Raw genomic sequence first — 21,795 nt, 5'->3', positions numbered from 1 at the left:
CTACTCCTTGTTGGCCGCCAGATTCACCACCCGGTTGGAGCGATCCACCGGGCGTACTTGCTGGCCCTCATGGAGCACATGGACACCGGCGGCAATCACCCAGTCGGAAGGGTTCAGGCCTTCGAGCACCGGGACGCTTTTTTCGCCAAAGGCACCAATCCGCACCGCTGTGCGCTTGAGGGTGTTATCCGGCTTGACCAACCAGACGTAGGACGCGCCGTTCTCTGCGCTGAGGGCAGATAGCGGGACCGACAGCGGGATCACGCCATCAGCCTGAATAAATACCCGTGCACTCTGCCCCAGCTCGGCTGGCACCTTGCCGGCGTTGAAGGCCACGCGGGCGGCGAAGGTGCGCGACTTGGGGTCCGCCGCCGGTGACAGCTCGCGAATGCGCCCGTCAAAACGCTGGTCGGGCTGGCTCCACAATTCCACGGAGACCGGCTGGCCAACCTTGAAGCGGCCGAAGCTTTGCTCCGGGAAGCTGATCAACACTTCACGCTCGCCATCGGTGGCCAAGGTGAACACGGTCTGCCCGGCAGCTACCACTTGCCCGACTTCCACCGCACGCTTGGCCACCACGCCGTCCTGGGGCGCGCGCAGCACGGCATAGCCGGCCTGGTTGTTGGCCACGTCGAATTCGGCCTTGATCTGTTGCAGGCGTGCGAGACCTGAGCGGTAGAGGTTTTCGGAATTGTCGTACTGGGAGCGGCTGACCATCTGACGGTCCATCAGGGTCTTGTAGCGATCCCGCTCGGCCCGCACCAGGCTCAGATTGGCTTCAGCCGCCGTAACCTGGGCGCGGGTGGCCTGCAGTTGCAGGCGCACATCCTGGGGGTCGAGCTCTGCCAGCGGCTGGTTGGCCTTGACGCGCTCGCCCTCCTCCACCAGCCGTCGGCTGACTTTGCCCCCAATGCGAAAGGCCAAGTCAGGCTCATAACGGGCGCGAACCTCGCCAGGATAGCTGTCCATCGCCAGCGCCGAAGGCTGTGGCTGCACCACCATGGCCGGGCGGACGGTGGTTTGGGCCGCTTCTTCATGGCCACAGCCAGCCAACAAGAAAGCCAGGCTGACAGGCAACGCGAGGGGCAGGAAAATGCTGCGCATGCTGAAGGACCTTTCGCAAATGGTGCTTGGAATAATTATACTGGCCGGTATGTTATTAATACCAAACTCACCAGTCCAGTATTAAAGTGAAAATGTCCGACAATCCTGTAAACACCAATAGCCCCGGGCGTCCCAAGGACATGGCAAAACGCCAGGCAATCCTCGACGCGGCAAAAGTCCTGTTTTTGAGCAACGGTTACGCAAGTACCAGCATGGATGCAGTAGCCCTAGAGGCTGGCGTGTCGAAACTGACGGTCTACAGCCACTTCACCGACAAAGAAACGCTGTTCACCGCCGCCGTCGAAGCCAAGTGCGAAGCCCAGTTGCCGGTGATGTATTTCGAATTGCCCGACGGCGTGCCGGTGGAGAAGGTGTTGCTGAACATCGCCCGTGGCTTTCACCTGCTGATCAACAGCGAGGAGTCGGTGAACCTGCACCGGTTGATGATGACGTCGGGCAATCAGGATCCGAAGCTGTCACAGATCTTCTTCGAAGCCGGCCCCATGCGGATGCTGCAGGGGATGGAGCGCTTGCTGGGCAAGATCAACCAGAGTGGTGCATTGAGCATCGACAAGCCGTTTACCGCCGCCGAGCACTTCTTTTGCCTGCTCAAGGGCACGGCGAATTTCTGCTTGCTGTATGGCTGCGGTGAACGCTTGAGCGAAGCGGCCGCCGAGGAGCATGTGCAGGAAGTGGTGGGGTTGTTTATGCGGGCGTATCGACCTTGAACAGTCGTTGATCGATCTGACGCCATCGCCGGCAAGCCGGCTCCTACAAGGTGATTGCGTTTATTGTAGGAGCCGGCTTGCCGGCGATGAGGCCCTCAGGCCTTGAGCGCTTTTTTAGGGTAAATATCGTACCGGCTGGATTTGCCGTCCAGCGCGTGGCTCGGCTTGGGCCCATCAATGCACGGTGCCTTGCGCGGGCGCTTGACCACCACCCGGTGGCTGGCCAGGGCCAAGGCCGCCGCCAGCAACGCCGGGGCATCCGGATCGTCGCCCACCAGCGGGCGAAACAGGCGCATTTCTTTCTTCACCAGGGCGGTTTTCTCACGATGGGGAAACATCGGGTCCAGGTAGATCACCTGCGGCGGCTCACCTTCCCAATTGCGCATCACCTCAATGGAGTTGCCCTTGAGCAAGGTCATTCGCGCGACAATCGGCGCTACTTCAAAATCATCAGCACCGCGCGCCAGGCCATCTTCGAGCAAGGCACCAATCAACGGTTGCCGCTCGATCAGGCTCATCTCACAGCCCAGGCTGGCCAATACGAACGCGTCCTTGCCCAGGCCGGCCGTGGCATCCAGCACCCGGGGCCGCACACCTTGGGACACGCCAACCGCCTTGGCAATCATCTGCCCGCTGCCACCGCCGTAGAGCCGGCGATGGGCCGCGCCGCCCTCGACAAAATCCACCCGCACCGGGCCAGGCGCATCAGGCCCCAACTGTTGCAGTTGCAGGCCATGCTCACCCACTTGCAGGGCAAAATCGGCGTCTGCCAACTGCAAAGGCAGGCCAAGCTGCTCGGCCCATTGCTGGGTGCGGGCCTGGAAACCGTCGGCCAAGGCCTCGACCCGAATGCGGCTGGCCGCGGGTTGTTCGCTCATCGTTTACTACGCTCAAAAATATTAAGGATCGGCAGAAAGCGGCCGATAAAAAAGGATCAGGCATTTTGCCAGACCCTGAGCGTCGACCGAGAGAAATGTCAGACATTCATTCCCTATTCACCGGTGTACTGCCGACCCACAACCACTTCGGCCTGCGCAATACCCAAGCGCTGGCCGGCGTCAGTCATGTGTGGCAGGACTTCTTCGCCCGGGCGTTGGCCGAGCAACTTGGCCAGGAGCCAGGTGCGCAGGTGGCTGCAGAACCGGTGCCGGTGGATGCCTCAGTCGAGCCCAGCGCCGGCAGCGACCTGCTGACGCAAATCGTTACCCAACGTCACTGCGATGTACAGGACACCGAGATCGCCCCGCCTGAGCCGCTGTTCCTGCCGATTGCCGAATTCGAGCTGGACCTGCTGCCACCGGCGGCGGTGCCGTTCCCGGAGGATGAAATCGTCGCCCAGCAGCGCCAGCAGAATTTCGAAAGTGGCTGGGTACGGCCGATCGTCCTGACCGCCGGCCAGCCACTGCCCGAGCCAGGCCCGGCGCCGCAACCCAAGCCGTTGTTCCTGCCGATCGCCGAATTCGAACTGGACCTGCTGCCACCGGCAGCCGAACCTTACCCCGAAGCAGAACGGGTGCAGCAGCAAAAGGCCCTGGACTTCGATTGCGGCTGGGCGCGCCCACTGATCCTCAACAACCTGCGCCTGGCGGCCTGACCTTTAGCGGCACACCCACCAACGGCCCATATCCAGATGGAAATGGTTGCGATGGGCGGCGTTGTAGTCCGGGCTCAAGACCACGTTGAAATCGTTGCATGCACTGTCGCGCACCTGGCGCAGAAAGCGCGCGCTGGCCCCCTCCCCTGGCCAATCCTTCAATACATTGATACTGCGCCCGTCCGCCAGGCGGAACCCGGCGATGTCCAGGGCATTGGCCGAGGCATGCTGGCTGAGTTGCCCTTGCTCACGCCCATACATATTGCGACAGGCAAAACTGCCCAAGTGATCGACCCGCGTCACCGCCTGGCCAAACACTGCCTGGGCGGCCGGCTGCAAGCTGTGGCGCTCGAACAGGGCAAACGCCACCGCCAACGGGCAACTGGCGAGGAAACTGCTACTCAACCCCACCTCCGCACCCTGTACCCGCAGGACGTTGCGCAATGGGCACGCCGCATCCACCGGGCTGTCCGCTTGATGGCTGACCCGCAGCCCGGAGGTTTTCAGCACCAGGTCGCACAGCGCGGGATCATCCTGCAAACGCCCGAGCTTGAACCGCGTCAGCACGTTGGGAGCCGCCTGCACGTCCAGCGGCGCCCAGGGGTTCCACTCGGCCGGCACCGGCACCCAGCCGCGCCAGATGCCCACGAGTAGGCCGCCGGCGAGTAGCAGCAACACCCCCAACACTTTGAAAAAAGCCACGACTCAACCCTTGAACAACTGATTGGCCTGGCTGAACGGCATCGAGCGCTCGGTAAAAGTGAAGGTTCCCAGTTCCTGAACCTCCCGCGCGGCCCTGAAGAACTCCCCATAGGCCGCCAGAGCCATGGCCGAGCCGACGCTAATGCGCCTGACGCCCATCTCGCTCAGTTGCGCCACCGAGAGCTTGAGGCCACCTGACATCAACACATTCACCGGCTTTGGCGCCACCGCCCGCACCACCGCCAGTACTTCCTCAGCACTGCGCAGGCCCGGCGCATACAACACGTCGGCGCCCGCTTCGGCGTAGGCCTGCAAACGGCGAATAGTGTCGGGCAGATCCAGGCGACCATGTAGGAGGTTTTCCGCACGGGCCGTCAGCATGAAGGGGAATGGCAAGCTGCGTGCCGCAGCGACGGCAGCCTCGATGCGTTCAACAGACAGATCAAAGGGGTAGATCGGGTCGACCGCAATCCCGGTCGCGTCTTCGATAGAACCGCCGACGATGCCGGTAGCGGCAGCGCGCAATAGGCTCTGGGCACAACCTTGAGGCGTATCGCTGAAGCCGTTTTCCAGGTCCGCCGCCACCGGCAGCGCGGTGGCCTGGACGATCATCCCAGCGTTGCCCAAGGTATCTTCCAGCGACAGCGCACCTTCGGCATCAGGCCGCCCAAGACTGAAGGCAAACCCCGCGCTGGTGGTGGCCAAGGCTTCAAAGCCAAGGCTGGCGAGCATCTTGGCGGAGCCGGCGTCCCACGGATTGGGCATGACGAATGCACGATCACGCTCGTGCAGGGCTTTAAAGGATTCGGCGCGAAGGGTTTGGGCATCCATGACTGACTCCAGGCACAAAAGAACCCTAGAGTAACCCCAGTTGCTCCACCGCGGGTTCCCGATGCAACTGCGCCAATGCAGGCAACCCCGGCAAGCGCGCCATCAATTGTTGATGAAAGCGCATGGCCAGTTGGGCCGCCAGGCGGTTGTCCGACGTGTGCAAGAACACGTAGGGCGTGCGCCCTTCTTCAATCCAGCCAGCGACTTTTTCCACCCACGGCACCAGGAATGGGTCGTTGGCTTCCAGCTCCGGGTGGCCGATAAAACGCACCTGGGGAAACTGAGTCAACGCCGCGGGCCGGGGTGGGACCTTGGGCTTTTTCGATTGGGCGTGGAGCACCGCCGCCGAGGTTGACGTGCAACTGAACAGAGCCCGCGGGTCGAGGCAGATGCGCTCGACACCACGGTCACGCAGCAGGCGGTTGAGGCTGCGCTCGGCGTCGCCCTTGGCGAAGAACTCACGGTGCCGCACTTCGACCGCCAACGGGCGCTCCAGGCCGTCGATAAAGCCTGCCAGTTCACCCAGGCGCTGCGGGGTGAAGCTGGCGGGCAGTTGCAACCACAGTGGCGAAACCCGCTCACCCAGCGGGCTCATCAAGCCGAGGAAGCTTTCGGCGGCGGGCAACTGTTCGCGCAGGTCAGCGCTGTGGCTGATATCCCCGGGGAATTTGGCGGTAAAGCGAAAGTGCGCGGGCATGATCTCGGCCCAGCGTTGCACTGTAGCGACTGAGGGCCGCGCGTAGAACGTGGTGTTGCCCTCGCAGGCGTTGAACACCTGGCAATACAGCCCAAGAAAATCCGTGGCGCGGGCGTCTTGCGGGTACAGGTACTCGCGCCAGGCGTTTTCGCTCCAGGACGGGCAACCGAGAAAATAAGGCAACAGCATCAGATGTGGATATCGAGACCCAGCACTTCCATATCCCATTCGACAAAGCCGGCAGTGGTCAGGTAGCTGGCCAGGGCCGTGGCGACGTTCTTGCTCATGGATCGCGGGAAGATCATGTCTTGCTGGCGGGCCGGAACGCCGCCGATCCGCGCGCCACTGGCACCTTGGGAGCGGGCCGAAACCGCCGCACCCTGGGATGTTTCGGGCTGGACTTCAATAAAATCGGGGGATTCTTCGACGGACTCGTCTACCTTCACGTTCGCCTTGCGAGGCTTGCGCTTGAGGGGGTAGGACTGGGAGGAGAAACCGTCTATACGCATGCATGCAGATCCGTGATCAATGATGGCAATTTAGCGGCACTTTCCTTGGCGCGCAAATGCTCTGGTGATAACTAGAACACATAAACGGGTAAAGGTTTAAACCCCGGGGCAAATTCTGACGATTGGCGATGTACTCCCCTGTAGGAGCGAGCTTGTTCGCGAAAAACCTCAGGGCAATGCGGGGAGTCAGGTTCCCCGGGTTATCGTTAACGACATTCGCGAGCAAGCTCGCTCCTACAAAATACCGGCAGGCGTCCAACCCCGCCCACTGTAGGAGCGAGCTTGCTCGCGAAAAGCCTCAGGGCAATGCGGGGAGTCAGGTTCACAGCGTTATCGTTAGCGACCTTCGCGAGCAAGCTCGCTCCTACAAAATACCCGCAGGCGTCCAACCCCGCCCACTGTAGGAGCGAGCTTGCTCGCGAAAAGCCTCAGGGCAATGCGGGGAGTCAGGTTCACAGCGTTATCGTTAACGACCTTCGCGAGCAAGCTCGCTCCTACATGGGGTCAGGATTGTTGGCGTTCGGCCTTGGTCTGCGCCACTTTATCGCGCAGGTAAACCGGCGCGGCTTGATCGGCGGGGACTGCCTCGCCGCGCTCCCAGGCAAAACGCGCCAGGGTCAGCAGGTCTTCGGCATGGGGCAGCATCGCGGCATCCTGGCCGACCGTGGGCACGGCGATACGCTCGCCATACCCCCACCCCGTACCGGCGCCAAACCAGTCACCGCTGGCATCCGCCGGCAAGGCAGCGGCCTCGGGCGGCTGCACGGCCTCGACACCGACCAGGCGCATCTCACCACCGGTTTCGCGGTAGCAGCCCCAATAGACTTCATCCATCCGCGCATCAATGGCTGCCGCGACCTGCGACGCGCCATGCTCACGCAGGGCACGCTGTGCCAGCACTGCCAGGTTGGACACCGGCAACACCGGCCGCTCCAGGGCGAACGCCAGGCCCTGCACCACACCAATGGCGATACGCACACCGGTGAACGCACCCGGGCCACGGCCAAAAGCGATGGCGTCCACCGCCGACAAGGTGGTGCCGGCATCGAGCAATAACTGCTTGATCATCGGCAGCAGCTTTTGCGCGTGCAAGCGGGGGATCACCTCATAGTGGCTCGTGACCTTGCCGTCATGCAGCAGGGCAACGGAGCAAGCTTCAGTCGCGGTGTCCAGGGCCAGCAGGGTGCTCATCGGTGTGGGTGTCCAAATCGAAAAAAAGTGCGCCAGTATAAACAACAACGGCCCGCAAGCGGGCCGTTGAACATCAAGCCGATCGTCAGATCAGTTCAGCGCTTGCAGCACCTTGGCGGTGATGGCTTCAACCGAACCAACGCCTGGGATGTGGCTGTATTTCGGCTTGCCCTGGGCAGCCGACAGCTTCTGGTAGAACTCCACCAGCGGCTTGGTCTGGGAGTGGTAGACCGACAGGCGATGACGCACGGTTTCTTCGGTATCGTCTTTGCGCTGTACCAGGTCGTCACCGGTTACATCATCCTTGCCAGCCACTTTTGGCGGGTTGTAGACGATGTGGTAGACGCGGCCCGACGCTTCGTGAACGCGGCGACCGGCAATACGCTGGACGATCTCTTCATCTTCAACGGCGATTTCGACCACGGCGTCCAGTTCAACGCCCGCCTTCACCAGGGCTTCGGCCTGGGGAATGGTGCGTGGGAAACCGTCGAACAGGAAACCGTTCTTGCAGTCGTCCTGGCTGATGCGTTCCTTGACCAGGTTGATGATCAGGTCATCGGAGACCAGGCCACCGCTGTCCATCACGCTCTTGGCGATCAGGCCCAGCTCGGTGCCGGCCTTGACGGCAGCGCGCAGCATGTCGCCAGTGGAGATTTGTGGAATGCCGAACTTTTCAGTGATGAACTTTGCCTGAGTACCTTTACCGGCCCCGGGAGCTCCCAGCAGAATGACGCGCATCGATGTGCTCCTCAATTTTTTATAGAGATGACGCTCGGATTCGCCGCGTGGGGCCAATCTCGTAGAATATGCTCGTAAAAATACGAATCCAGGCCGCCCAAACGGCCAAAGGCTGATCAAGATACACAGCGAGCCCTAACCACACAAGCCGCCAAAAGTCGGAAGAACCCGCACCACACAAGCCTTTTGGTCGCGGTATCCCTTGGTGCAACCCCGACACAAAACCGCCGGCAGAGCCCTTTCGGGTCAACCGGCGGTTTTGTATGCAAGCCCTTGAGAACACGTCAGAAATGTCAGCCGGTATTACGCAGCCCGGCGGCAATACCGGCCACGGACACCAGCAGCGCCTGTTCCAGAGGGCTGTCCTGTGTCGCTTCCTGCTGGCGGGACCGGGCCAGCAGTTCGGCCTGCAACAGGTGCAACGGGTCGAGGTAGGTGTTGCGCAGGCGGATGAACTCCAGGGTGTCGGGACTGTGGGCCAGCAACTGCGATTGCCCGGTCAGGCCAAGCACCACCGCGCACGCCTGCGACAATAGGTCGCGTAAATGTGCCCCCAGTGGCAGCAGGTCAGGCTGCACCAGACGCTCGTCATACAGGCGGGCGATATCGGCGTCGGCCTTGGCCAGGACCATTTCCAGCATGTCGATACGAGTGCGGAAAAACGGCCACTGCTCGCGCATCTGCCCCAGCAACTCGCCTTCGCCACGCTCCAGGGCCTTGCTCAAGGCCGCTTCCCAACCCAGCCAGGCCGGCAGCATCAGGCGGGTCTGGGTCCAGCCGAAAATCCACGGGATCGCCCGCAGGCTTTCGATGCCTCCCGCACGGCGCTTGGCCGGGCGACTGCCAAGGGGCAAGCGGCCCAGTTCCTGCTCGGGCGTGGATTGGCGGAAGTACTCGACGAACTGCGGATTTTCCCGCACCACCGCGCGATAGGCACTCACGCCATCGGCCGCCAACTCATCCATCAAATGCCGCCAGGCCGGCTCCGGTGGTGGCGGTGGCAGCAAGGTCGCCTCCAGCACCGCGGCCAGGTACAGATTGAGGTTCTGCTCGGCGATATCCGGCAAGCCGAACTTGAAGCGAATCATCTCGCCTTGCTCGGTGGTGCGAAAACGCCCGGCGACCGAACCCGGCGGCTGCGACAGAATCGCCGCGTGGGCCGGGCCGCCGCCACGGCCAACGGTGCCACCGCGCCCATGGAACAACAACAGTTCCACCTGCTGCTCGCGGCAGATATCCACCAGGCGCTCCTGGGCCCGGTACTGGGCCCAGGCGGCAGCGGTGGTGCCAGCGTCCTTGGCCGAGTCCGAATAGCCGATCATCACTTCCTGCGGGCCTTGCAACCGCGCGCGGTAGCCGGGCAACAGCAACAGGCGTTCGATCACCGGGCCGGCGTTGTCCAGGTCGGCCAGGGTCTCGAACAACGGCACCACGCGCATCGGCCGTTGCACCCCGGACTCCTTGAGCAGCAACTGCACCGCCAACACATCGGATGCCGCGCCCGCCATGGAGATGACGTAGGAACCGAGGGACGCCGCCGGCGCAGCGGCAATTTCCTTACAGGTATTGAGCACTTCGGCGGTGTCGGCCGAAGGCTTGAAGTAGCCTGGCAACAAGGGGCGACGGTTGGCCAGCTCCTTCATCAGGAAGGTGATGCGCGCATCTTCGTCCCAGTCTTCATAGCGGCCCAGGCCCAGGTAGTCGGTGATCTCGGTCATCGCCGCCGAATGCCGGCTGGAGTCCTGGCGCACGTCCAGGCGTACCAGGAACAGGCCAAACGTTACCGCACGGCGCAGGCAATCAAGCAGCGGGCCGTCGGCAATCACCCCCATGCCACAGGCGTGCAGGGACTGATAGCACAACTCCAGCGGCTCCAGCAGGTCGCGGTTGTTTTGCAATACATCGGCCGGCGCCGGGGTGCTGCTGGTCAACGCCGCATGCGCCCAATTGCGTGTGGCGCGCAGGCGTTCGCGCAGTTGCTTGAGCAAGGCCCGGTAAGGCTCGACGCTGTCACCGACCTTGGCCTGCAACTCAGGGCTGGCCTGCTGCATCGACAGTTCGGATGCCAGGTGATCGATATCGCGCAAGTACAGGTCCGCAGCCATCCAGCGCGCCAGCAACAGCACTTCGCGGGTCACGGGTGCCGTCACGTTGGGGTTGCCGTCGCGGTCACCGCCCATCCACGAGGCAAAGCGGATCGGTGCCGCCTCCAAGGGCAGGCGCAGGCCGGTGGCGGCGTGCAAGGCTTGATCGGCTTTGCGCAGGTAGTTGGGGATGGCATGCCACAGCGAATGCTCGATCACCGCGAATCCCCACTTGGCCTCGTCCACCGGAGTGGGCCGGGTGCGGCGGATTTCTTCGGTGTGCCAGGCTTCGGCGATCAGCCGTTGCAAACGTTGGCGAATCTGCTCGCGCTCAGCGCTGGTCAGGTCACGGTGATCCTGCAAGGCCAATTGTGCGGCGATAGCGTCGTATTTCTGGATCAGCGTGCGGCGCGCAACCTCGGTCGGGTGGGCGGTGAGCACCAGTTCGATTTCCAGGCGCGCCAACTGCCGGGCCAGGGATTCGCTGCTATGGCCTTCACGCTGCAAGCGCGCCAGCAACTCGGGCAGTACCCGCGATTCGAACGGGGCCGGCTGTGATTCATCGCGCCGGTGAATCAGTTGATACTGCTCGGCGATATTGGCCAGGTTGAGGAACTGGTTGAACGCACGCGCCACCGGCAGCAACTCGTCTTCTTGCAACTGGTTGAGGCTGGCACTGAGCTCTTCGCCGGCCGCCGCCTCCGTGGCGCCACCCCGGCGATCGGCCTTGGCGCCTTTGCGAATCTGCTCGATCTTGTCGAGGAACTCATCACCGTACTGCTCTCGAATCGTGTTGCCCAGCAGCTCACCCAGCAGGTGAACATCTTCACGCAAACGTGCATCGATATCGCTCATCAGCCAATCTCCAGCCAGGAATCCGGGACGCTTTGATCTGCAAGAGTGCCGATCAAGGCGCGGTCTTACAAGCGATGTTCGGCAGCGACGCGCCTACAACTTTGTGGGTTGCAGCTAGTCTCAAGGGTACGTCATGGCGTTATCCACGCCGCGACCGGTCACTCATCACCGCCCGCTACCCTGGGCATAACTGAGGTTGCCATGAAAATCCGAGAACTGGCCCAGCAATGGGAAGAAACCGCCAAGGGTCGCCTGACCAAGACCGAATATGCCATCCACCTGGATGTAGAGGCCGCCGCACGGCTGGCGGCCATCCGCGAGATGTACCCCAAGCGCAGCACCGAGGAATTGCTCGGTGAGCTGATCGGCGCCGCCCTCGAAGAGCTGGAAGCCAGCTTTCCCTATATCCGGGGCCAGCATGTGATTGCCACCGATGAAGAGGGCGATCCTTTGTATGAGGACGTGGGCCCAACCCCGCGCTTCCTGTCGCTTTCACGACGCTACCTGCAGGATATGTCGGGCATGCCTGACGATCAGAAACACTGATAAACATCCGATGAAAAACACCATCCCCCCGGCTACCGGGCCTTTTATAGGCCCGGCATACCTCTGCGCATGGCAAAAGTTCCGATTTTTAAACGCTGACCCTTCAGTCAGATTTGTTCAGATGTTTTTTCGGGCAAATCGCCATCTTTGGCTGAACTATTCAAAAAAGCCTCGGGTCACAGCCAGTAAGCCATCACTTGGAACAGGCGTTTGAAAAGGCAAACTGAGCTTCACCGCCAAAACGCAGACGCTGAACACCGTAGATGGATTTGATGTTTTTCAGGAGTTATCCAATGGAGTTGAAGACGATGAAGACCAGCACTGCCAAATCCTCGTTTAACCACCTGCGCGGGCTTAAATTGGCCGCGTTGGCAATCGGCACCAGCTTCGTCCTCGCGGGCTGCGCCGGCAACCCGCCGACCGAGCAGTACGCGGTGACCCAATCGGCCGTGAACAGCGCCGTCAGCGCTGGCGGTACCGAATACGCTGCCGTGGAAATGAAAGCTGCCCAGGACAAGCTCAAGCAAGCCGAGCTGGCCATGCATGACAAGAAGTACGACGAAGCCCGTCGTCTGGCCGAACAGGCTGAGTGGGACGCTCGCGTTGCAGAGCGTAAGGCCCAGGCTGCCAAGGCTGATCTGGCGCTCAAGGATTCCCAGAAGGCTGTTCAGGAGCTGCGTAACGAAGGCATGCGTCCTGCTGTGATCCAGCAGAAGTAAGCAGCGCCCTTGTTTGCATCGCACCCGAAATCGAATTGAAAGGACGACACCATTATGCGTAAACAATTGATGATCCCTGCCCTGCTGGCGATGAGCGTTGCACTGGCGGCCTGCTCCACACCGCCTAACGCCAACCTGGAAAACGCACGGACCAATTTCTCGGCCCTGCAAGCCAACCCGCAAGCGACCAAAATCGCCGCCCTGGAAACCAAGGACGCTAGCGAATGGCTGGACAAGGCCGACAAGGCCTACCGCGACAAGGAAGACGAGAAGAAGGTCGACCAACTGGCCTACCTGACCAACCAGCGCGTTGAAGTCGCCAAGGACACCATCGCCCTGCGCGAGTCCGAAGCCAAGCTGAAAAATGCCGGTGACGAACGTGCCCGCGCCTTGCTCGAGGCCCGTGACGCGCAGATCAAGCAACTGCAAAACAGCTTGAATGCCAAGCAGACCGAACGCGGCACCCTGGTGACTTTCGGTGACGTGCTGTTCGCTACCAACAAGGCCGACCTGAAATCCAGCGGTCTGATGAACATCAACAAACTGGCGCAATTCCTCCAGGAAAACCCGGATCGCAAAGTAATCGTCGAAGGCTACACCGATAGCACCGGCAGCGCGGCCTACAACCAGACCCTGTCTGAGCGCCGTGCCACTTCGGTACAGGTTGCGCTGATCAAGATGGGCGTTAACCCAAGCCGCATCGTGACCGCAGGCTATGGCAAGGAATACCCGATTGCCGATAACGGCAGCGTTTCGGGCCGTGCCATGAACCGTCGCGTTGAAGTGACCATCTCCAACGACAACCAGCCGGTCAAGCCACGTTCTTCGGTGCAATAACCGCCTGACGTCTACCGGTCTGAAAGCCCTGCCTGAGTTCCAGGCAGGGCTTTTTTTTGCAAAAAAAACACCTGCCGACCGGTTGCTTGCGGTTAGCCGAAGTTGACCGGATTGTTGTTCTCCTGCGGCATCATGTTCTGCATACCCTGCTGTTTTTCGCCATTCATCTGTTTGCGTGGCGAGTCTTGCTCATCCCCTTCGCCGGCGCCCTGAGAGCCGCCTGCACCACCGGCACTGGCCAACAGCATCTCCAGGAGCTTTCTCAAGGCTTCAGGATCCGTTTTGCCCTGCTGCTGAGCGCCGCCCACGTCCTTGCCGACCATGTTGCCGGAATCACCAAGACCGCCGCCGCCAAAGTTACCAAAGCCGCTTGAACCGCCTATTCCACCAATACTCATCGCGATACTCCACATAATTTAAGGGTTGCTTGTCAGCAGTGCTGACCCCCCAATCAGTGGCTTCATACAGGATGTGGTTCCAAAAATTACCGGTTTGCTTACTGCTCCAACTGCGGGGTTTCCTGGCCCATGCAGCGCACTGCCTGCTTCTTGCTGTTTACCAGCACACCCGTCAGCCCCTTTTGCTCGGTGTCGAACAACACCAGCACGCCATCAACGCATTGCGCCACCTGGGGTGCCGGGGTCAGGGAGACTTTATAGTCTTCGCCGGGCACGGTCTTGAGCATGGTGTAGTCGCTGAGCAGCAACGCATCCTCGGGCTTGGCGAAGTGCAGGTAACCGTAGTACCACAGGCAACCCACGGTGCCGATGATGGTGCCGATGCCGGTGAGGATCAGGGGGATCATGTTGCGTTCTTCGCTCATTGCGGGCTCTCTGATGGTTCAACTTGAGGATTGGCGGCCGCCGGGTAATTGGGGATCTCCCCCAGGCGGCGCAGGCCATTGAAATGCTGCGGGTCGTCAAGGTAGCGCAGCATCACGGTTTGCCAGGTCTTGTCGGCAAAGGTCTGCACATGCCCACCCCGGGTCAGTTGCAGCACCCTGGGCGGCGGCGCAGCTTGATACAGACGGATGCCGTTGGAAAGCGGCACGATCGGATCATCCAGACTGTGGAACAGCAGTTTCGGCACGTCGGTCAGCTGTGGCATGCCGTGGATCGCGCTGTCGGCGTCCGGCACCAGCCATGACAACGGCACCTGAAACGGCCATGTTAGCCAGGAAGTACTCAGGGCGAATTGCCCTACATCACGATAACTGGCAGGCACCCCGTCCAGCACCAGCGCCTTGAGCCGGGGTTGGCGCGCAGGGTGAGCCGCCAGGTAATGCACCGCCAACGCCCCGCCCAGGCTCTGGCCCAGGACGACCAGCGGCTGGCCCTGGGCTTCGGGCGCCTGGTCGAGCCACTGGAAAGCGGCATCCAGGTCCTGGTAGATGGCCGGCAACGAAGGTTTGCCTTGCGATACGCCATAGCCGCGGTAGTCCAGCATCAGCACTTGATAGCCCTGGGCCGGCAACCACCAACTGCCCCCCAGGTGCCCGGACAGGTTGCCACCGTTGCCGTGCAGGTGCAGCACCGTGCCCTTGAGCGGCACGCCGGGCTTGGCCGGTAGCCACCAGGCCCGCAGTTGCACGCCGTCGGCGGTGGTCAGGGTGACGTCACGGTATTCCAGGCGCGCCTGTTGCGGGGTAAAGGGCAGGCCGGGCTCGGGGTAGAACAACAGCGAGCTGCAGCCATTGAGGGTCAGAAGCAGGCATAGAATGGCGAGCAGTCTCATCCGTTGAAACCTCGTAAGTGGGTGAGGACACTGTAGGAGCCGGCTTGCCGGCGATCGCAGTCTACCCGTGATACAGCCTTGTCTGGCGGATCGCTATCGCCGGCAAGCCGGCTCCTACAGTTGATGGGGTGGGTCAGAGGATGTTGGAGTAATCCGCCTCGATCCGATCCAGGCTCAGGTGGTTGAGGAAGTTTGAGAAGCACATCCACGCCGACAACGCGTTCATGTCGCGGAACTGGTCCGGCAGGTATTTAGGCGGCACCACCAGGCCTTCGTCCACCAACTGGCGCAAGGTGCGCATGTCTTCCAGGGTGGTCTTGCCGCAGAACAACAGCGGTACCTGCTCCAACTTGCCTTTGCGCACGGCCAGCTGGATGTAGTTGTAGACCATGATAAAGCCCTTGAGATAGGACAAATCCTTGGTAAACGGCAGGCCCGTCGGGGTCGAGCCGCGGAATACCCGGCTGGCATTACCGTAACTCTCGGCCATTTCAAAGCCCTGCTCGCGGAAGAACTCGAACACCTGCAGGAAATCGGCGCCCTCTTCCACCATATGGATCGCACGGGTGCGGTTGGTCAGCTTGCGCAGGCGGCTGGGGTAGGAGGCGAAGGTGATGATCTCCATCAGGATCGCCAGGCCTTCCTGGGTCACGGTCGACGACGGTGGCCCCTTGGACAGAAAGGTGCAGATCGGCTGGTTCTGGCCATTGAGGGTGGTACCCACGTGGACCAGCCCCTCGTGGACTTCCAGGGCCCGCACATCGCGCTCGTTGAACATCGCATCGGCGCGGATCTTGATGTAGTCGGCCCCCGCCGCTGCGTCGGCCACGATGCCGTCGGACTCAAATACGCGGATGGTTTCCTCGGCCTCGCCAAACACCTTGTTCAGGCGGCTTTGCAGCAGGCTCACGGCGTCCTTGGCGGTCAAGGTCTTGGCTTCGTCCTTGAGGTCGCCACGCCCGTCGATGTTGTTCAGGTAGTCGGAAAGCATCAGGCCCAGGTCGGCCAGGGTCGGGTCGCCGGCATGGAATGCATCGGACGCGGCGCCGTACAGCTCCTGGGAAATCAGGCCGAAGTCCTCGGTACCACGGGCTTCGAGCATGCGCACCACCATGCGGTATTCCTTGCACATGCGCCGCATGATCTGCCCGACCGGATTGAACTGGCCCAACTGGCGGGTGATATCGCGCTCGATGTTCTGGAACTCCAGCTTCACCTTGCTCGAATCGAACGACAGTGGCCGGTTCAGGTAATAATCGCGGTCCACCGCCGGCATGTGCTTGCCCTTGCCCTGGAGGAAGCCCTTGCGAATGTTGTCGTCCCACTTCACAGCGTCGAGGACGCGAATCGGTGTTTGCGCCAGCACAATGCGATCGGACAAGGTGCGTATCGTCTGCTGGTAATCGTCCACCCGGTGCTTCCTCTTTAAACGTTATTTGCCCACGCGCTGATAGCGCACGGCTTCGACAAACACATCGGCGTTGGCCGGATCATCCAGGTAAGCCAGGACCTGATTCATGGGGCTGTCGACCAATGTCCCGTCGCCCTCGACCGTCTCTACGCTGCTGCCCGCCAGGATTTTCTGCGCGATGGCCTGGTTGATCGCCTCGGGATCGAGGTTATAGACCAGCAGTTCGCGGGCATCATTGAATTCGAAGCCGGCCAGGATAAAGTGCCCGCCGAGCTTGTCCGGCAGCGGCGCCGACAGGTACCAGCGGTTGCCGTGGCGGGACACGCTGAACAGGTATTCGTCGCGTTTGACCGGTTCAATCTGCGAGGTGCTCACCGCCTTGTAGCGACGCTCGCCCGCGCGGCTGATCTGCAGGTTGAGCGGTTCGCCCCAAGCGTTCTTGCTGGCCCACTTGCCCAACAGCGCCTCAGGCGCAGCCTCGCTGGCCGGCAAGGGCTCCTTGAAAGTCACCAAGCAACCACTGAGCAACAGGAACGACATTGCGACTACCAGTACACGCCAAGCTTTCATCGGACACTCCAGCAATGAGCGATCTTCTGTAGGCGCGAGCTTGCTCGCGAAAAGCCTGAGGGCAACGCGGGGAGTCAGATTCCCCGCGTCATCGTTAACGCCCTTCGCGAGCAAGCTCGCTCCTACATGGGCAGGTCCATAGTGCTGCTAAAACCTCAGACCGAGGCCAGGACCAGGTGCATGTAACGTTTGAGAATCTCGAGCATTTCTTCACCGGTCAGCGCCTCGGGCTCGAACAGCAGGCCCTGATATTCCATCCGACTGATAATCGCCGTCAACACTTTGGCATCCTGTTGCGGCTCACGGGAACCCAGCACCTGGAAAAACTGGCAAGTGCCCTGCAACAAAATCTGCTGGTGAGAACGGACCAGCTCGCCCAGGCGCGGGTTCAACAAGGCCTCCTGGCGAAACGCCTGCTCGGCCATCAAGTATTCGCGACGGTTAAGCAGTTGGCGCAGGACGTAATCGGCGGTCAGCCGCGCAATATCATCGGCCAGTTGCGAGCGCGACTCGGCACTGCCATCTCCGTAGGCCACCATTTCTCGCAACAAGCCTTCGTTGCGCACCCACAACTTGCCCATGAACGCGGCACTGCGCTCCACATACTGGGCAAAGGTGTCGGTGAGCAGGTCGTCGATATCCTTGAAGTAGTAGGTGGTGGCCGACAGCGGCACACCGGCCTCTGCCGCCACCGCCCGATGGCGCACGGCCCGCACGCCATCGCGCACGACAATACGCATGGCCGCGTCGAGAATATCCTGGCGACGCTGCTCGCTGCCCTGGCGGCTGGCCTTGCGGCCCTGGTACTGAACACTCTCTGCCACGGCGGCAGCGATGCCAGCGGCGCCTTCTTGAGCCATTACGCGCTTCACGAAAGATCGTCCTCTCACTCAACAAAAGTCTGGCGCCGTACGCTTGACGTTAGTACAGGCCACACAAAAAAGCCGCCTTATAAAAGGCGGCTTCGGCATTCGCTAAGACTACGCTTGTGGCCGCATATGCGGGAACAAGATCACATCGCGGATCGACGGTGAGTTGGTCAACAGCATCACCAGACGGTCGATACCAATACCTTCACCAGCCGTTGGCGGCATGCCGTACTCCAGCGCGCGAACAAAGTCGGCGTCGTAGTGCATGGCTTCGTCGTCACCGGCGTCCTTGTCAGCCACCTGAGCCATGAAGCGCTCAGCCTGGTCTTCGGCGTCATTCAACTCGGAGTAGGCGTTGGCGATTTCGCGACCACCGATGAACAGCTCGAAACGGTCGGTGACGTTCGGGTTGTCATCGTTGCGACGGGCCAGCGGCGACACTTCGAACGGGTACTGGGTAATGAAGTGCGGCTGTTCCAGCTTGTGCTCCACCAGTTCTTCGAAAATCATCACCTGCAGCTTGCCCAGGCCTTCGAAGCCCAGGACCTTGGCCCCGGCTTTCTTGGCGATGGCACGGGCCTTGTCGATGTCGTTGAGGTCGTCAGCGGTCAGCTCAGGGTTGTACTTGAGGATCGAATCGAACACCGACAGGCGCACGAACGGCTCGCCGAAGTGGAATACCTTGTCGCCGTACGGCACGTCGGTAGTCCCGAGAACAAGCTGCGCCAGCTCGCGGAACAGTTCTTCGGTCAGGTCCATGTTGTCTTCGTAGTCGGCGTACGCCTGGTAGAACTCCAACATGGTGAATTCTGGGTTGTGACGGGTCGAGACACCTTCGTTGCGGAAGTTGCGGTTGATCTCGAACACTTTCTCAAAGCCACCGACCACCAGGCGCTTGAGGTACAGCTCCGGGGCGATGCGCAGGAACATTTCCATGTCCAGGGCATTGTGGTGGGTTTCGAACGGCTTGGCTGCCGCGCCGCCCGGAATGGTCTGCAGCATCGGCGTCTCGACTTCGAGGAAGTCACGTGCCATCAGGAAGCTGCGGATGTGTGCGATCACTTGCGAACGCACACGGAAAGTCTGGCGCACTTCTTCGTTGACGATCAGGTCGACGTAGCGCTGGCGATAACGCTGCTCGGTGTCGGTCAGGCCGTGGTGCTTGTCTGGCAGCGGGCGCAGCGACTTGGTCAGCAGGCGCACGTTGGTCATTTCCACGTAGAGGTCGCCCTTGCCCGAACGGGCCAGGGTGCCTTCGGCGGCAATGATGTCGCCCATGTCCCAGGTTTTCACCGAGGCCAGGGTTTCTTCCGAGAGCGTCTTGCGGTTGACGTAGACCTGGATGCGCCCGGTCATGTCCTGGATCACCATGAACGAGCCACGGTTGAGCATGATGCGACCTGCAACCTTGACCGGAATCGCAGCTTCTGCCAGCTCTTCCTTGGTCTTGTCCGCGTACTGCTTCTGCAAGGCATCGCAGTAGTTTTCGCGGCGGAAGTCGTTGGGGAAGGCGTTACCCTTGGCGCGCTCGGCAGCAAGCTTTTCCTTGCGCAGGGCGATCAGAGAGTTTTCTTCCTGTTGCAGGGCCTGCGGATCGAGTTGTTGGTCGCTCATGTCTTTAAATATTCCATCTGGTTCGTTGTCCCAGGCCTGCGGCCGGGGATCGCGGGCAAGCCCGCTCCTACAGGGATCGCGGTTTGTCAGCGTATTACAGGCCTGACTTCAGGCTGGCTTCCAGGTATTCGTCGATATCGCCGTCGAGCACCTTGTCGCAATCGCTGCGTTCGATGTTAGTGCGCAGATCCTTGATCCGCGACGCATCGAGCACATACGAACGGATCTGGTGACCCCAGCCGATATCCGATTTGGTGTCTTCCAGCGCCTGGGAAGCAGCGTTGCGCTTCTGCATCTCCTGCTCGTACAACTTGGCCCGCAGCATTTTCATGGCGGTGTCCTTGTTGGCGTGCTGGGAACGTTCGTTCTGGCAGCTGACCACGGTGTTGGTCGGTACGTGGGTGATACGTACGGCCGAGTCGGTGGTGTTTACGTGCTGACCACCGGCACCGGAGGAGCGGTAGGTGTCGATGCGCAGGTCGGCCGGGTTGATCTCGATTTCGACTTTGTCGTCGATCTCTGGCGAGACGAACACTGCAGAGAACGAGGTGTGGCGACGGTTGCCGGAGTCGAACGGGCTCTTGCGCACCAGGCGGTGAACGCCGATCTCGGTCCGCAGCCAGCCAAAGGCGTATTCACCCTTGATATGCACGGTCGCGCCCTTGATACCGGCGACTTCACCGGCGGACAGTTCCATGATGGTTGCTTCGAAACCGCGTTTGTCAGCCCAGCGCAGGTACATGCGCAGCAGGATGTTGGCCCAGTCCTGGGCTTCGGTGCCGCCGGAACCGGCCTGGATATCCAGGTAGGCGTTGTTCGGGTCCATTTCGTGGCTGAACATGCGGCGGAATTCGAGTTTGGCGAGGTTGTCCTCGAGACGGGCCAGCTCGGCGACGACATCGCCCACTGCGCCTTCGTCGTTTTCTTCGACGGCCATGTCCAGCAGGTCGCGGCAGTCGCCCAGACCGGTGTTCAATTCGTCGAGGGTGTCGACGATCTGCGCCAGCGCAGCGCGCTCGCGGCCCAGTTCCTGGGCGTATTCAGGTTTGTTCCAGACAGCCGGATCTTCAAGCTCGCGATTGACTTCGGTCAGACGCTCATGCTTTTGATCGTAGTCAAAGATACCCCCGAATAGTTTCGGAGCGCTCGGACAGGTCCTTGATGGTGTTAAGGATCGGGTTGATTTCCATGGCGGGCAGCACTCGTTGGCGAACTTTTGAAAGCCGGCGAGTATAACGGCAAAAGGCCGGAAACGGCAGTCCGCTTGGCCGAAAAGGCGGGGTTTGTGTGATATCCACAGACCGATAAAGAGCAAATGTGGGAGCTGGCTTGCCTGCGATGCAGACGCCTCGGTGTATCAAGTAGACCGAGGCGACGCCATCGCAGGCAAGCCAGCTCCTGCATTGGGTTGGCGGTGTTCTGCGGGTTATTCGATCCCCACCTGGTTGCGCCCGTTATGCTTGGCCAGGTACAACCCCTTGTCCGCCGCCGAGATCAACTGCCGGCAATCGGTGCCCAGCAGCGGCGTCATGGTCGCCAGGCCAATGCTGATGGTCAGGCTTGCCCCGTCAGAAGGTGCGATGTGCGGGATCTTCAGCGCGGCAACGGCCTGGCGCAGTTTCTCGGCCACCAACCGCGCACCACCCGGCGAAGTATTGGGCAGCACCAGGGCAAACTCCTCGCCCCCGTAGCGCGCCGGCAGGTCCGAAGGGCGGCTGCTGGCATCGCGGATAGTCGCTGCCACCTTGCGCAACGCTTCATCACCTTCCAGATGCCCGAAGCTGTCGTTGTAGGTCTTGAAGAAATCCACGTCGATCATCAGCAACGACAGCTGGGTCTGGTCACGCATGGCACGCCGCCATTCCAGTTCCAGGTACTCGTCGAAATGCCGGCGGTTGGACAGCCCGGTCAAGCCATCGGAGTTCATCAAGCGTTGCAGGACCAGGTTGGTGTCCAGCAACTGTTGCTGGCTGACCCGCAGCGCGCGATAGGCCGCGTCCCGCTGCAGCAGGGTCATGTAGGAGCGCGAGTGGTAGCGGATACGCGCCACCAGCTCGATGTTGTCCGGCAGTTTCACCAGGTAATCATTGGCCCCTGCAGCAAATGCGGCGCTCTTGATCAGCGGGTCTTCCTTGGTGGAGAGCACGATGATCGGAATGTTCTGGGTCGCCGGGTGGTTGCGGTATTCGCGCACCAGGGTCAGGCCGTCCAGCCCGGGCATGACCAGGTCCTGGAGGATCACTGTCGGCTTGATGCGGATCGCCTGGGAGATCGCCTGGTGGGGGTCGGCACAAAAGTGGAAGTCGATATTGTCCTCATGGGCCAGACCGCGCCGCACGGCTTCGCCGATCATCGCCTGGTCGTCCACCAGCAACACCATGGCGGCGTTTTCGTCGGTCTTGAAGTCGTCGAGCTGTAAATCATTCATTTGCGGTCACCTGAGTTACTACGTGCAGGCCAGG

The 21,795-nt window shown here is 61.3% G+C and carries 23 protein-coding genes; 5 read left to right on the top strand and 18 right to left on the bottom strand.

Annotated elements, in window-relative coordinates:
* On the bottom strand, positions 1-1,104 hold the full coding sequence (locus GDV60_RS06580; protein WP_092233966.1) for an efflux RND transporter periplasmic adaptor subunit: 1,104 nt from the start codon (positions 1,102-1,104) through the stop codon (positions 1-3).
* A gap of 92 nt (positions 1,105-1,196) precedes the next feature.
* Here GDV60_RS06580 and GDV60_RS06575 point away from each other — a divergent pair, with 92 nt between their 5' ends.
* Positions 1,197-1,832: a TetR/AcrR family transcriptional regulator gene (locus GDV60_RS06575; protein WP_029300141.1), complete on the top strand. Its 636-nt coding sequence runs from the start codon at positions 1,197-1,199 to the stop codon at positions 1,830-1,832.
* A gap of 95 nt (positions 1,833-1,927) precedes the next feature.
* On the opposite strand, the gene GDV60_RS06570 is transcribed toward GDV60_RS06575, so the two are convergent.
* Positions 1,928-2,710 (bottom strand): class I SAM-dependent methyltransferase, encoded by a 783-nt coding sequence (locus GDV60_RS06570; protein ID WP_159906659.1) that lies wholly within the window; start codon positions 2,708-2,710, stop codon positions 1,928-1,930.
* A gap of 95 nt (positions 2,711-2,805) precedes the next feature.
* Here GDV60_RS06570 and GDV60_RS06565 point away from each other — a divergent pair, with 95 nt between their 5' ends.
* Positions 2,806-3,426: an energy transducer TonB gene (locus tag GDV60_RS06565; RefSeq protein WP_159906658.1), complete on the top strand. Its 621-nt coding sequence runs from the start codon at positions 2,806-2,808 to the stop codon at positions 3,424-3,426.
* Positions 3,427-3,429: 3 nt separating this feature from the next.
* On the opposite strand, the gene GDV60_RS06560 is transcribed toward GDV60_RS06565, so the two are convergent.
* The 7 genes from GDV60_RS06560 to ppc form a co-directional block, all read right to left on the bottom strand.
* Positions 3,430-4,128, bottom strand: coding sequence for an extensin family protein (locus GDV60_RS06560; RefSeq protein WP_104911711.1), 699 nt, complete (start codon positions 4,126-4,128; stop codon positions 3,430-3,432).
* A gap of 3 nt (positions 4,129-4,131) precedes the next feature.
* On the bottom strand, positions 4,132-4,959 hold the full coding sequence (locus GDV60_RS06555; protein WP_133714101.1) for an oxaloacetate decarboxylase: 828 nt from the start codon (positions 4,957-4,959) through the stop codon (positions 4,132-4,134).
* A gap of 25 nt (positions 4,960-4,984) precedes the next feature.
* A complete protein-coding gene (locus GDV60_RS06550) occupies positions 4,985-5,845 on the bottom strand; it encodes a DUF72 domain-containing protein (RefSeq protein WP_029300151.1) in 861 nt (286 codons plus the stop codon).
* Positions 5,845-6,165, bottom strand: coding sequence for a hypothetical protein (locus GDV60_RS06545; protein WP_029300152.1), 321 nt, complete (start codon positions 6,163-6,165; stop codon positions 5,845-5,847). Before GDV60_RS06545 ends, GDV60_RS06550 begins: the two co-directional genes overlap by 1 nt.
* Before the next feature lie 504 nt (positions 6,166-6,669).
* Entirely contained in the window at positions 6,670-7,356 is a 687-nt protein-coding gene (tsaB, locus tag GDV60_RS06540) for a tRNA (adenosine(37)-N6)-threonylcarbamoyltransferase complex dimerization subunit type 1 TsaB (RefSeq protein WP_029300153.1), read from the bottom strand.
* A gap of 90 nt (positions 7,357-7,446) precedes the next feature.
* Complete coding sequence (adk, locus tag GDV60_RS06535) at positions 7,447-8,094, bottom strand: adenylate kinase (protein ID WP_104911709.1); 648 nt, start codon at positions 8,092-8,094, stop codon at positions 7,447-7,449.
* Positions 8,095-8,387: 293 nt separating this feature from the next.
* Positions 8,388-11,033: a phosphoenolpyruvate carboxylase gene (gene ppc, locus GDV60_RS06530; RefSeq protein WP_029300157.1), complete on the bottom strand. Its 2,646-nt coding sequence runs from the start codon at positions 11,031-11,033 to the stop codon at positions 8,388-8,390.
* A 201-nt stretch (positions 11,034-11,234) separates the two neighbouring features.
* Here ppc and GDV60_RS06525 point away from each other — a divergent pair, with 201 nt between their 5' ends.
* The 3 genes from GDV60_RS06525 (at position 11,235) to GDV60_RS06515 (ending at position 13,135) form a co-directional block, all read left to right on the top strand.
* The gene (locus GDV60_RS06525; RefSeq protein ID WP_070996167.1) at positions 11,235-11,579 is read left to right on the top strand and encodes a pilin assembly protein; all 345 of its coding nucleotides are present in this window, start codon (positions 11,235-11,237) and stop codon (positions 11,577-11,579) included.
* A 293-nt stretch (positions 11,580-11,872) separates the two neighbouring features.
* Entirely contained in the window at positions 11,873-12,298 is a 426-nt protein-coding gene (locus tag GDV60_RS06520; RefSeq protein WP_029300159.1) for a DUF4398 domain-containing protein, read from the top strand.
* Positions 12,299-12,352: 54 nt separating this feature from the next.
* The gene (locus tag GDV60_RS06515; protein WP_029300161.1) at positions 12,353-13,135 is read left to right on the top strand and encodes an OmpA family protein; all 783 of its coding nucleotides are present in this window, start codon (positions 12,353-12,355) and stop codon (positions 13,133-13,135) included.
* Positions 13,136-13,227: 92 nt separating this feature from the next.
* On the opposite strand, the gene GDV60_RS06510 is transcribed toward GDV60_RS06515, so the two are convergent.
* The 9 genes from GDV60_RS06510 to GDV60_RS06470 form a co-directional block, all read right to left on the bottom strand.
* Positions 13,228-13,533, bottom strand: a complete 306-nt coding sequence (locus GDV60_RS06510) for a hypothetical protein (protein ID WP_159906657.1) — start codon at positions 13,531-13,533, stop codon at positions 13,228-13,230.
* Between the two features lie 98 nt (positions 13,534-13,631).
* On the bottom strand, positions 13,632-13,958 hold the full coding sequence (locus tag GDV60_RS06505) for a hypothetical protein (protein ID WP_029300165.1): 327 nt from the start codon (positions 13,956-13,958) through the stop codon (positions 13,632-13,634).
* A complete protein-coding gene (locus GDV60_RS06500) occupies positions 13,955-14,869 on the bottom strand; it encodes an alpha/beta hydrolase (protein ID WP_159906656.1) in 915 nt (304 codons plus the stop codon). Before GDV60_RS06500 ends, GDV60_RS06505 begins: the two co-directional genes overlap by 4 nt.
* A 133-nt stretch (positions 14,870-15,002) precedes the next feature.
* Positions 15,003-16,280, bottom strand: a complete 1,278-nt coding sequence (locus GDV60_RS06495) for a flavohemoglobin expression-modulating QEGLA motif protein (protein WP_029300170.1) — start codon at positions 16,278-16,280, stop codon at positions 15,003-15,005.
* 21 nt (positions 16,281-16,301) lie between these two features.
* A complete protein-coding gene (locus GDV60_RS06490) occupies positions 16,302-16,850 on the bottom strand; it encodes a hypothetical protein (protein WP_159906655.1) in 549 nt (182 codons plus the stop codon).
* 155 nt (positions 16,851-17,005) lie between these two features.
* Positions 17,006-17,722 carry a TetR/AcrR family transcriptional regulator gene (locus tag GDV60_RS06485; RefSeq protein WP_029300174.1) on the bottom strand — a complete coding sequence of 239 codons (717 nt, stop codon included), beginning with the start codon at positions 17,720-17,722 and terminating at the stop codon, positions 17,006-17,008.
* 108 nt (positions 17,723-17,830) lie between these two features.
* Positions 17,831-19,333 carry a lysine--tRNA ligase gene (lysS, locus tag GDV60_RS06480; protein ID WP_029300176.1) on the bottom strand — a complete coding sequence of 501 codons (1,503 nt, stop codon included), beginning with the start codon at positions 19,331-19,333 and terminating at the stop codon, positions 17,831-17,833.
* A gap of 94 nt (positions 19,334-19,427) precedes the next feature.
* Positions 19,428-20,523 (bottom strand): peptide chain release factor 2 gene (gene prfB / locus GDV60_RS06475; protein WP_104911704.1). Its coding sequence is split into 2 segments (ribosomal slippage): positions 19,428-20,450 and positions 20,452-20,523, totalling 1,095 coding nucleotides; the frame shifts between segments, so codons are not numbered across the junction.
* A 236-nt stretch (positions 20,524-20,759) separates the two neighbouring features.
* On the bottom strand, positions 20,760-21,761 hold the full coding sequence (locus tag GDV60_RS06470) for a diguanylate cyclase domain-containing protein (protein WP_029300179.1): 1,002 nt from the start codon (positions 21,759-21,761) through the stop codon (positions 20,760-20,762).
* Positions 21,762-21,795: the final 34 nt, after the last annotated feature.

This window comes from Pseudomonas sp. DTU12.1 (genome assembly GCF_009873475.1).
GTDB classification, from domain to species: Bacteria; Pseudomonadota; Gammaproteobacteria; order Pseudomonadales; family Pseudomonadaceae; genus Aquipseudomonas; species Aquipseudomonas proteolytica.
This window is presented reverse-complemented; position numbering and strand designations above follow the sequence as displayed.

Bases quoted from the DNA above. Each gene is read 5' to 3' on its own strand.
- GDV60_RS06580 (WP_092233966.1), bottom strand. From the start codon at position 1,104: ATGCGCAGCATTTTCCTGCCCCTCGCGTTGCCTGTCAGCCTGGCTTTC.
- GDV60_RS06575 (WP_029300141.1), top strand. From the start codon at position 1,197: ATGTCCGACAATCCTGTAAACACCAATAGCCCCGGGCGTCCCAAGGAC.
- GDV60_RS06570 (WP_159906659.1), bottom strand. From the start codon at position 2,710: ATGAGCGAACAACCCGCGGCCAGCCGCATTCGGGTCGAGGCCTTGGCC.
- GDV60_RS06565 (WP_159906658.1), top strand. From the start codon at position 2,806: ATGTCAGACATTCATTCCCTATTCACCGGTGTACTGCCGACCCACAAC.
- GDV60_RS06555 (WP_133714101.1), bottom strand. From the start codon at position 4,959: ATGGATGCCCAAACCCTTCGCGCCGAATCCTTTAAAGCCCTGCACGAG.
- GDV60_RS06550 (WP_029300151.1), bottom strand. From the start codon at position 5,845: ATGCTGTTGCCTTATTTTCTCGGTTGCCCGTCCTGGAGCGAAAACGCC.
- GDV60_RS06545 (WP_029300152.1), bottom strand. From the start codon at position 6,165: ATGCGTATAGACGGTTTCTCCTCCCAGTCCTACCCCCTCAAGCGCAAG.
- tsaB (WP_029300153.1), bottom strand. From the start codon at position 7,356: ATGAGCACCCTGCTGGCCCTGGACACCGCGACTGAAGCTTGCTCCGTT.
- adk (WP_104911709.1), bottom strand. From the start codon at position 8,094: ATGCGCGTCATTCTGCTGGGAGCTCCCGGGGCCGGTAAAGGTACTCAG.
- ppc (WP_029300157.1), bottom strand. From the start codon at position 11,033: ATGAGCGATATCGATGCACGTTTGCGTGAAGATGTTCACCTGCTGGGT.
- GDV60_RS06525 (WP_070996167.1), top strand. From the start codon at position 11,235: ATGAAAATCCGAGAACTGGCCCAGCAATGGGAAGAAACCGCCAAGGGT.
- GDV60_RS06520 (WP_029300159.1), top strand. From the start codon at position 11,873: ATGGAGTTGAAGACGATGAAGACCAGCACTGCCAAATCCTCGTTTAAC.
- GDV60_RS06515 (WP_029300161.1), top strand. From the start codon at position 12,353: ATGCGTAAACAATTGATGATCCCTGCCCTGCTGGCGATGAGCGTTGCA.
- GDV60_RS06510 (WP_159906657.1), bottom strand. From the start codon at position 13,533: ATGAGTATTGGTGGAATAGGCGGTTCAAGCGGCTTTGGTAACTTTGGC.
- GDV60_RS06505 (WP_029300165.1), bottom strand. From the start codon at position 13,958: ATGAGCGAAGAACGCAACATGATCCCCCTGATCCTCACCGGCATCGGC.
- GDV60_RS06500 (WP_159906656.1), bottom strand. From the start codon at position 14,869: ATGAGACTGCTCGCCATTCTATGCCTGCTTCTGACCCTCAATGGCTGC.
- GDV60_RS06490 (WP_159906655.1), bottom strand. From the start codon at position 16,850: ATGAAAGCTTGGCGTGTACTGGTAGTCGCAATGTCGTTCCTGTTGCTC.
- lysS (WP_029300176.1), bottom strand. From the start codon at position 19,333: ATGAGCGACCAACAACTCGATCCGCAGGCCCTGCAACAGGAAGAAAAC.
- GDV60_RS06470 (WP_029300179.1), bottom strand. From the start codon at position 21,761: ATGAATGATTTACAGCTCGACGACTTCAAGACCGACGAAAACGCCGCC.